Below are 10,077 nucleotides of genomic sequence, written 5' to 3'. Positions count from 1 at the left end.
TGGAGAAAAAATCATGGCCACCACCGTTTTCCCTTTCCGGCACCGGACCCTCGTATTGGCTTTGACCCTAGCCATCAGCGGCGTAGCCCATGCGGCAACCCTGAATGTCACCGGTGACTGCACCTTAGTGGCGGCTATCAACAACGCCAACAGCGATACCGACACCGATGGCATAGGTTTTGGCTGTAAAGCCGGCAATGGCGCGGATACCCTCAATCTCGGCATCAACACCCTTTACACGTTAACGGCAGCGGCTAACAGCCAAACCGGGCTACCCTTGATCAGCTCCGCCATTACCGTGAATGGCAACGGCTCCACGGTCATCCGCTCCACCGCCCCCAACACCGCTTATTTCCGCCTAGTCCGGGTGACCGCTGGCGGCACCTTGAAATTAAATAAGCTGACCTTAACGGGTGGCAGGTTGTTTGACGCAGACTTCGTCAACGGCGGGGGCATCTTAAACAATGGCAATATGACGCTAAACGATTGCATTGTTTCCGATAACCGGATGGCCGGGTTTGGCGGCGGCATCTCAAATACCGGCACGATGACGCTGAACAATTCGGTTGTTTCCAACAACGGAACTCCCTACTTCGGACTGAACGGTGCTGGCGGGAGCGGCATTTCAAATGACGGGACATTGACATTGAACAACAGCAGGGTTTCCGGCAACGGGTATGCCGACGCTTTCAATCTCTATACCTCACAAGGTGGCGGCATCCTGAACAGAAGGGTGATGGCCATCAATAACAGCACCATTTCGGATAACACCGCCTATAAGGATGGCGGCATCAGCAATAGTGGGAAATTGGCACTGAACAAAAGCACCGTTTCAGGCAACCATTCGACCCAAAACACCCCGTTCAATGGCGCAGGCATTACCAATAGCGGGAACATGACGCTGGACAATAGCGCCGTCACCAATAATTTCACTAGAAACTACTACGGGGAAGGCGGGGTCGGCGGCATTGTCAACAGCGGAAAAATGACCTTAAGCCGTAGTGTTGTTAAAAACAACAAAGGGATACATAACAGCGGAATCAGGAATTCTGCGAGCGGGAGCATGAAATTGGAGAGCAGTTCCGTTTCATCCAACTTTTCTTTTGGTGGCCCCGCCATTGTCAACCTTGGCAATCTGATAGCGGTTGATAGCGCTTTTTCACACAATAGTGGCGAATACTCAGGTAATGGCGGCATCACCAATATTGGCACGATGACCATCAGCAACAGCCGCATCTCGAACAACCATGGCGGAGTCATTGCGGGTAATGGCGGGATCAGCAATACGGGCAAACTCACCATCAGCGACAGCACCATTTCTGGAAACACCAATACCATCAGCCAAGGTGGCGGGATCAGCAACCTCTCCACCGGGACAGCCACCTTAACCAATAGCATTGTTTCCAACAATAATGCTAACGGCGGGGGCGGCATTGCCAACGCGGGCACCATGACGCTGGCCAAAAACCTTATTTCCGGGAATAAGGCCCTCTACAAAAGCAACGGATACGGCTATGCCTATCCTGGCGGTGGCGGCATTTATAACAAGGGCACGATCACGGTGGCCAACTCGACACTTTCGGGCAACAGCACCGACAAATACCTAGGCGGCGGCATTGCCAACAAAGGGGTCATGTCACTCAGCCATATTACGCTTACCGACAATGCCACCACCGTAGCGGCGGGCGGCGGTGGCATCAAAAATTATCTGGGGGCCGAACTGACGCTCAGCAACAGCGTGGTCGCCAATAGCAAAACTGGCGGGGATTGCCATAACGAAGGCGTCCTGAACCTGACAGGCAAAAACCTGATCGAAGATGGCGGTTGCGGGGCTCCCTTAGGCGGCGACCCTAAACTCGCCCTGTTGCTCGATAATGGCGGCCCCACGGCAACCCATGCCTTATTGCCAGGCAGCCCTGCGATTGACGCCGCCGACAAAACCCTTTGCGCCCCCAGCGACCAACGCAATATCAGGCGTCCGGTATTGGCAAGCCCCGAAGCCTGTGACCTCGGCGCATTCGAGCGGCAACCACGGACACCGGCTAGCGTGTCGCCTATCGTAGGTTTTTTTGACCAGCAGGCGGCCAATGGCGCCATCCTAGGCACGGGCCTCAAAACCATCGCCAAAAGCCGTTTGGAAGCCCTGCGCAACCAGCTGCTGGTTGCGGGGTATTATTTTAACCGCGATAAAACCACAGAAGCATGCGCCCAACTTGCGGAATCGCTTAAACGCATAGACACCAAAAACGCCCCGGATGCAAACGATTACGTGACCGGCACCGCCACCGGGGAATTGGCCAATCAAATTAACGCCTTGCGTACTGACAAGCAGTGCCAATAGATGCCGGGGCCGGTTTAACTGAATCCTTGGTTGCCCTTCCTTGTCAGCCTTACGGGCCACATACTAAAAATTACGGTACTGCGGGAACCCGTACCGTAAACTTTGGTAATGGTACAATTAACGCCTACGTACCCATTTATATTACCCACGGTTAGTTTATGCCCCCATTACAAAAATTATCCCCTGCGCTACTGTTAACGTCAGTTTTCATCGCCCACAGCAATCCGGTCCTGGCAGACCACGGCTCCTTAGGTTTTGGTATAGGCACGGCCTCGCCGATCATCACCCAACCCGGCATCACCCTACCCGCCAACATGTGGGCGGCAGGCATCATCACGCAATTTTCCAGTTTTGACCGCGCGTCTGATGACAAATTGTTGGCCTTAAAAAACAGCGGCAACGAAGATGTCCATAGTGTCGATACGTTCTTACAGCCTTCAGTCTTCATCGCCAACGGCATTACCGACGATTTGACTTTCGGCATTAAAATCCCCTATGTGTTGCGCTCAGGCGTCAGGTCACCCGCTGAAAACAGCGTGACTACGCTGGGCGATGCCAACGGTTTTGGTGACATCTCAATGTTTGGCCAATACCGCTTTTTCCATAGCGCCGATAATTTAAACCACGCTGCACTGACTATCGGGTTAAAAACACCCACGGGTGAAACGACCATAAAAACCCAGCAAGGCGATGTGTTCGAAGCCCACCACCAACCTGGCAGCGGTTCTTGGAACCCTTCGGCGGGGGTGTCGTTTACCCGCGTCATGGGTTCGTTCTCGTTTGACACCAACGTGCTGTACACGGTGGCGACAGAAGGCACCCAAGCCACCGACCTAGGCGATAATTTCGGTTATAACTTCGCCTTCTCTTATGCCTTTGGTGCTCCTGCGCGTAACGCCTTTTTCTCCGCCAGCAACAACGCCCCATGGACGGCGGTGCTGGAGCTGAACGGCGAATGGCAGGATTATCAAAAAGCGGCGGGCTTGCAAGACCCCAACTCAGGGGGGCATACCGTGTTCATTTCACCCGGCCTACGCTATGCGGGCGGCAAACATTGGAACACGGCCCTTTCAGTCGGAGCCCCCATTGTCACCGAGTTAAACGGCTACCAAACGCCACCAGACTACCGCATCACTTACCGCTTCGTGGTGGCGTTTTAACATGGCGTTGCAGCCACCTAAACAAGCGCTTGCCGGACACCGCAGTTTATTGCTTATTGCGGTGCTGGCGATAACCGCTTGCAGCACTAGCCATCAGCACCCGCCCAACGCAGGGGCGGCAGACTATCAGCACTATCCCGCTGGCGGCGGGCTGTTTGTGTCGGCGACCTTCGCACCCGACGGCAAGCTGTGGCGGGTCGTGCCGGAAAAACAGCACGTTTATGTTGATTACTCCACGGATTTGGGCAAGAGCTTCAGCCCGCCAGTGCCTGTCAACCCGGAGCCCCAAACCATTAAGGCCAGTGGCGAAAATCGGCCGGACATTGCCGTTGACGGCACAGGGCGGATTTATGTCCTGTACGCCGCCGAAGGCACCCAACCCAGTGCCGTTTATGCCAGTGTGTCCAACGATAACGGGCAAAGCTTCGCCCCCCCCATGCCCGTGAGCGACAAAGCATCTGAAGCCAACACTTACCAAGGGCAATTGGCAACCAGCCCTGCGGGCCAGGTTTACGCATTTTGGCATGATGAACGTGACCGCACAGACTGGAAACAAGCAGGCAATGCGATTTACTTGACAACAGGCAACAGCCAGGCGGGCTTCCGGCCTATCGCGGAAAAACTCGCTGATACGCTATGTGATTGTTGCCGTATCGCCTCGGCATTTGACACCGACGGCCAACCCGTGTGGTTGGCGAGGTTTATTTATCAAGGCCGCATCCGCGACCATGGTTTGATCAAAGCCCATAAAAACTGGCGGGTGACCTTTGATGATTGGGAGATTGAAGCCTGCCCCGAACAGGGGCCGGCACTGGCGATCAGCGATGACGGCCGCTACCATATCGCCTGGTTCACCCAAGGCACAGCCCGCCAAGGTGTGTTTTATGCGTTTTCCGGCGATAAAGGCGGGCATTTTTCCACGCCATTGCCGTTTGGAAACCCTGAAAAATTGCCTGCCCATCCTGATGTCATCGCCTTAGGCCAACAGGTCGCATTGGCTTGGACAGAGTTTGACGGTAACCAAACCCAGCTCATGCTGATGCAATCCCGCGATGGCGGACAAACGTGGCAAGCCGCCAAGGCCATTGCCAGCAGCACCGCCGAAACGGATTTCCCGCTGTTACTGCAACACCGGCAACGGCTGTTTGTGTCATGGAACAGCAAAAATGAAGGGTATCGTTTGATCCCCGTCCAGTAATCCTTATAACAATAATAATTGACTATGCCACGAACCTACCTTGCCCGTTTATTGGGCTTACTTCTCGCCTTATCCAACCAACCCGCACCCGCCGCATCCACCGTTACCGGCTCCACCAGCACTCCGCAAACCCAAGCCTTCATCTCCGGCAGTTACAAACAAATCTTGGCAAACAACACCAAGCAACCGTTTTTATTGGCGATCTGGTCAATCAACTGCGTTTCGTGCATGAAAGACATGGCCTTGCTGCGCGACATCCACAAACAAAAGCCCGCGCTAAAGATCATCTTGCTGGCGGCGGATGATTTATCCGCCAGCGCACAAATCCATGGCATTTTTGAAAAACTGCAACTGACCGACCTTGAAAACTGGGTGTTCGCCGATGACAATGACCGCAAGCTCCGCTTTGAGATTGATCCGAAATGGTACGGGGAAATCCCCAGAACCTACTTTTTTGACGCCGCCCAACAACGGACTGGCGTCAGCGGGGTTTTGCCTAAAGCAAAATACGACGCAATGATCGGGAAGATTTTGAATTAGGCGGGGTGGCAAATCATATTTTGTATGGGCCCGACGATGACTGTAGCCCATCAAACCAACATGGCGGTTTATGGCTTGCATCAACCAGACCCAATTAAGCCATCAATCCATTGTCCAAAAAGTGCCGGATGGCAGGCCTTCCGGCGAACCGGTGTGCTGGTGGCCACTTAAAGCCCCTAACAAAGCATCAATATGTGCAATCGCTTGCCGTTCATGGTCACCCCAGTGGCTGATATTCCCTGCACAATAATGCTGGCGCAAGTTGGCTTGTGTCGCCGGATCATCCGTTTGGGTCAACGGCAAGACATTTTTCCAGGCCGCGTCGGAAACGCATAATTGCTGTTTGGCCTGTAAATTGGCGGCCAAAAAATGCTTGACCGCGGGTTTATGCGCTGCCGCCCAGCTTTGCTTAAACACATACCCTAAGGCCGGTTCGTTTCCGTTAATCCCCAACGCATTTAAAATACCCTTCCCGTCAATAACTTGACGATAACCTTCAGCTTCCAGTCGGGCGGCAAAATGCCAGTAGGTCAGCACGGCGTCAAGCCGGTTTTGGCGGAGTTTTTCGCTGAGCAGCCCCGGTGCGCCCAAGGTTTTTTCCACCGACGCGTCCAAGTCCAGATGTTGTTGTTTCCCCAAGGCTTGCAGCAACAACCAGTTTTTATCCCATTCACCGCCTGCGATGCCCAGCCGTTTGCCGGGCAAATCCTTAATGCTACGGATAGGGCTGCCTTTAGGGACGACCAAGGCGCCTGAGGTGCTGGAATACGGATAAAACGTATAATCAGCGCCGCTAGCCCGCTGCCGCGCCACCCACAGCCAATCCGAAACAATCATGTCCACGTCACCCGCCTGCAAGGCCGCCTTGCCCGCTTCGGGATTGGCGATCTCTTTGACGACCACGTCAAAATCAGTCTCCAGGGTTTGTAACACCGCCAACTCCCAAGCGACCGTGCCCGTGGCTTGGACACCGATGCGGACAGGCGTTTTTTCTGTGGCAAAAGCCAAGCTGGTCAGTAACGAAAGCACGATCAGCAAGCCGTTAATTTTCATAAAATTTTCCTATTCTGTAAGTAATTGTTTCCGCCCGTTCCCAAGCTCCAGCTTGGGAACGGGCGTAACCCTCCATAAACACACGCCACCAACAGCAACGCGGCCAATGCCGCTTGCCAGCGCACATCCACGGCAGTGGTTTTCTGCACGGCAAACTCTGGAATTTGCAAGGCTGTCGCCAAGGCCTCCACATCCGTCATCCGATGATAATGCAAGCCGGCTTCCGTGCTTAAGGCTTGCAAATAACCTTCCTGCAAGGCCGACAAATGCTCGCTGCCCACCGCCGCCTCACTGCCGAAGGGCGCATTGCGGGCGTTATAACCTTGAATTTTTTCCGGGTTCAAATCCGCTTCGCCAAAGGTCGAGCGGTGCGGCACGTCATTGGGACGGTAAAAACCATCCGGCTCGCCTTTATGGTTGAATTTCGGGATAGGCACGGCCTGCAAACCACCTGCACCGATAACCATGCCCTGCACTTTGCCTTTGACGGCGGCAAAATCGCTACGGTAACGCGGGTTGACGGGCGGGGCTTCTTGCCCGTCGGTGATGAAGACAACGTGGGTGTCGAGTTTTTCCAACATCTGCAAGGTGTTCAACAAACCGCTGGCGATACGGCTATCCGCCGCCCAAGCCATGCGCCAATCGACGTTTGCCAAGGCCGCGTCGATGTCGTTAAAACCCTGGCAGACTTCTATCGGCTCGAACAATAAGGTCGAGCGGCGTTCCGTAAACAAGCCCAAGCCAACTTTCGATTGGCAGGGCAGTTTTGCCAACAGGCCGCGCAAGCTGTGTTTGACGTATGCCAAACGGCTGACCGCCTGCCCGTCCAATTGATAATCGGCGGCGTTCATGCTGCGGGTGATGTCGATGATGAAGGTGTAGTTATAGATAGGGCGCGGCTGGTTTTGGGTTGGACGGACAAAAACCATTAGCATGGCAATCAAGGCTAGGCTTAATAGCCAGAAGCGGTAGTTTTTTAAGTAGTTTGAGAACATAGATACGCTCGTTCCCAAGCTCCAGCTTGGGAATGCAGTGTGGGAAGCTCTGGCTTCCTGTCATGAAATTCTCGAAGCTGGAGCTTCGGCTACCGCGTTCCCAAGCTGGAGCTTGGGAACGCGCTGAAATTTTCACCTAGTTTTTTTCGTGATTTTCGTGTTTTTCGTGGACAAATTCCTTAGCTTGAGCGTGTGGGCAATAACCCCCCATTTTGCTTTGTTGTATTAAGGCAAGCCCCTAGGAAACCCCGGCACGGTCGTCCACAACTGTGATTTCTGGTTGACCGGACTCTCATCTTCACTGCTGATCTTGTCCATTTCCGGCAACAAGCGCATGGCGACTTCCAGATTATATTTAGCCTCCCAAAACTGGCTGTCCAAGGCCAAGGCTTGGCGGTAAGCTTGTTTCGCCAAGGCCAGCAAAGGCATGGCTTCATTAACCGCCATCGCTTCGGTTTTGAGCACGGCCAGGTGCAGATAAATATTGCCCAAGTTATAGCGGATTTTCGCCTGCAAGGCCGGATCGGGCGCATCTAAAATCAGGTTCAAGGTCGCCAAGGCTTCGTCATAACGCTGCTGCTTTTTCAACAACATCGCCCGCGCCAAGCGCAATTCTGGCGCGGCAGTGACGATTTTATCCAACGGCACGTCTTTCCCCGCCGTCATATCGGTAATGGCCTGATTGCTTTGATTGATGCCGACCAGCATCCAGATTTGCACCAGCATTGCCGCCGTACCCAAAAGCAACACGCCCCATAACACCCATGCTTTGCTCATCGTTTCACCTCAAAAAATTTCACAGCCAGCAACATCGCCAATAAGCCTGTCGCCCATAAATAACAATCGCCCGACAAATCGCGTTTAGGGATGCGCTCCAAGTAATGCAGCGGTGCGTGTTCCAAACGGTTAATGTCGGCTATAGCTTGCTGCATGGCATCGGGGCTTTCGGCTTGGTAAGCTTGATAGGGAATATTCAGGCTGGAGAAAAACAAATGCAGGTAACGCTCCGGCATCGCCCCGGCGTTATCGTCGCGTGGGTCTTGCGGTTTCTCAAAAATGCCGGGGCTATTGGCGGTGCGTAAAAACAGCCAGTACAAGCGGATGTTTTGCCGTTTGAAAGCCAAACGCAGTTGCAATTCGCTGTCCGGGTCTATCGCCGCCGCACCATCGGACACCAGCAACACAATCCGCGAACCGCTCAAGGGCTGGTCTTTGAACATATCCAAGGCCATACCCAAGCCTTTGCTGACATGGGTGTACGCCAAAGCGGGCGTGGCGGTGGCGTTGATCGCCGCCTGTATCGCCGCTTTGTTGTCAGTCAGCGGCAACACGAACAACGGCGCGGTGCTGTATTCGGCAATGCCCAGCAAATCGTGCGGGCGTTGCCGGACAAAATCGCTTAACAACCGCCGCGCCGCCGTGGCTTTGGATTCGTCCGCGCCATCCGGGGTTTTGCCCGCGAAGGTGTTGTCCATGCTGTTGCTGCGGTCTAACAGCAAGACGATGTTCGCGCCATAACCGATGCGCTCGCGGCTTTGTCCGGTTTGATGCAGACCCGCCAAGCCCAACACCAACGCGGCAATCGCCGCCATCGCGCCCCCCCGCAACAACACGGAAATGGCTTGCGACACCGGGTCGATGGGCAGCATCACCAACCACGGGTAAGCACTGGGCTGGATGCCGTTATTGAACAACGGCAACACCGCCAGCACCAAAGCCGCTAGCCACCACGGCGTATCCATAGCCAATGTCATCGCCAGCCCCGTTCTTTATCCAAACAGGCCGCGCACAGCTTCCGTAAACTCGCCAATGTGTTGGTTTGGTTTGGCGCGGCATCGCTGAAAAAATGCTGGTTAGAGGTTTGGAAAAACCACCGCAGTTGCGCGTCAGCGGTTTGATAAGACGGATGGCGTTGGTAGAAATCCGCCAACTGATGTTGGAACAACGGCGCACCATTGACGGCGTTCAAGGCTTGGTGGAATACGGTCAAGGCTTCGGCTATTTGCGCATCCGGCAATCCGGCAAGCTTTTTCGCCGCCCGCTTAAACACGCGGCGTTTCGGCAAGCCCGGCAGATAGCCGTAGTAATACGCCAAACCGCCCGCACTGCCCAGCGTGACGGCAAACGCCGCCCACAAACCGTAAACCACGCCCGCATCATCGAGCAACGGTGGCGCGGCATCGGGGCGCATATATTGCCCCGATTCGTCTTTTCTAATCGACAACTCGCGCAACGGCGATAAGGTGAAATGCCAAGCGGGTACGGTTTGGCTGGCGTTATTGCCGCCTTGCGCCAAAGGCAAGTCAAAACTGGGGATAGTCAGCATCTTCACTTCCAGCGGCGCGTAAAAGGCTTGATAGACCAGATCAATTTCATAGCGGAAGCCGCCGCTGATTTTACTTTCAAAAACCTCGACCTTGTTTACATTCAGCCATCGGTTGACCGCGCCGCGCTTGGGCAAGCCGCCGCGTTGCAGTTGCACGCCGTTGCGGGTCTCGAGAATGATTTTGTGGCGGATTTCATCGCCGTTGAGATAGCCGAACGGGCGCGGGGTTAAAAATTCAAAATCGCTAACCGGTGTATCCGGCGCATTGCTGCACGCCAGCAAGCACAGCGATAAGCCGACTAATACACAGCTTTTGAAACCATTCGGATAATGATCCTTTAACAAATATAGTCCACGAACGGCACGAATACCCACTGGGGCACAAGAAACACGAAATGACCGCAACACACCATGTTGGTAATTTCGTATCCCGTTGAATATTTTCGTGATTTTCGTGTTTTTCG

The 10,077-nt window shown here is 54.2% G+C and carries 9 protein-coding genes; 4 read left to right on the top strand and 5 right to left on the bottom strand.

Annotation, left to right across the window (positions count from 1 at the left end; genetic code table 11):
- The first annotated feature begins 13 nt into the window (after nucleotides 1-13).
- The 4 genes from METMI_RS0110255 to METMI_RS23655 all read left to right on the top strand — a co-directional run bounded on the left by METMI_RS0110255 (nucleotide 14) and on the right by METMI_RS23655 (nucleotide 5,239).
- Complete coding sequence (locus METMI_RS0110255) at nucleotides 14-2,341, top strand: choice-of-anchor Q domain-containing protein (protein ID WP_019866199.1); 2,328 nt, start codon at nucleotides 14-16, stop codon at nucleotides 2,339-2,341.
- A gap of 158 nt (nucleotides 2,342-2,499) precedes the next feature.
- Nucleotides 2,500-3,501: a transporter gene (locus METMI_RS0110250; protein ID WP_019866198.1), complete on the top strand. Its 1,002-nt coding sequence runs from the start codon at nucleotides 2,500-2,502 to the stop codon at nucleotides 3,499-3,501.
- 1 nt (nucleotide 3,502) lies between these two features.
- On the top strand, nucleotides 3,503-4,699 hold the full coding sequence (locus METMI_RS0110245) for a sialidase family protein (protein WP_019866197.1): 1,197 nt from the start codon (nucleotides 3,503-3,505) through the stop codon (nucleotides 4,697-4,699).
- Between the two features lie 24 nt (nucleotides 4,700-4,723).
- Nucleotides 4,724-5,239, top strand: a complete 516-nt coding sequence (locus METMI_RS23655) for a TlpA family protein disulfide reductase (protein ID WP_019866196.1) — start codon at nucleotides 4,724-4,726, stop codon at nucleotides 5,237-5,239.
- A gap of 102 nt (nucleotides 5,240-5,341) precedes the next feature.
- On the opposite strand, the gene METMI_RS0110235 is transcribed toward METMI_RS23655, so the two are convergent.
- The 5 genes from METMI_RS0110235 to METMI_RS0110215 all read right to left on the bottom strand — a co-directional run bounded on the left by METMI_RS0110235 (nucleotide 5,342) and on the right by METMI_RS0110215 (nucleotide 9,958).
- Nucleotides 5,342-6,292, bottom strand: coding sequence for an ABC transporter substrate-binding protein (locus tag METMI_RS0110235; protein ID WP_019866195.1), 951 nt, complete (start codon nucleotides 6,290-6,292; stop codon nucleotides 5,342-5,344).
- Complete coding sequence (locus METMI_RS0110230; protein WP_019866194.1) at nucleotides 6,289-7,287, bottom strand: vWA domain-containing protein; 999 nt, start codon at nucleotides 7,285-7,287, stop codon at nucleotides 6,289-6,291. Before METMI_RS0110230 ends, METMI_RS0110235 begins: the two co-directional genes overlap by 4 nt.
- Before the next feature lie 225 nt (nucleotides 7,288-7,512).
- On the bottom strand, nucleotides 7,513-8,064 hold the full coding sequence (locus METMI_RS0110225) for a hypothetical protein (RefSeq protein WP_019866193.1): 552 nt from the start codon (nucleotides 8,062-8,064) through the stop codon (nucleotides 7,513-7,515).
- Nucleotides 8,061-9,041 carry a vWA domain-containing protein gene (locus METMI_RS0110220; protein WP_019866192.1) on the bottom strand — a complete coding sequence of 327 codons (981 nt, stop codon included), beginning with the start codon at nucleotides 9,039-9,041 and terminating at the stop codon, nucleotides 8,061-8,063. The genes METMI_RS0110225 and METMI_RS0110220 overlap by 4 nt, the downstream gene beginning before the upstream one ends.
- The gene (locus METMI_RS0110215) at nucleotides 9,038-9,958 is read right to left on the bottom strand and encodes a nonribosomal peptide synthetase MxaA (RefSeq protein WP_156829816.1); all 921 of its coding nucleotides are present in this window, start codon (nucleotides 9,956-9,958) and stop codon (nucleotides 9,038-9,040) included. Before METMI_RS0110215 ends, METMI_RS0110220 begins: the two co-directional genes overlap by 4 nt.
- Between the last annotated feature and the right edge of the window lie 119 nt (nucleotides 9,959-10,077).

It is taken from the genome of Methylovulum miyakonense HT12 (genome assembly GCF_000384075.1).
In the GTDB taxonomy this organism is placed as follows: Bacteria; Pseudomonadota; Gammaproteobacteria; order Methylococcales; family Methylomonadaceae; genus Methylovulum; species Methylovulum miyakonense.
Note: the sequence above shows the minus strand (reverse complement) of the source record. Positions and strands in the feature narration are given on the sequence as shown.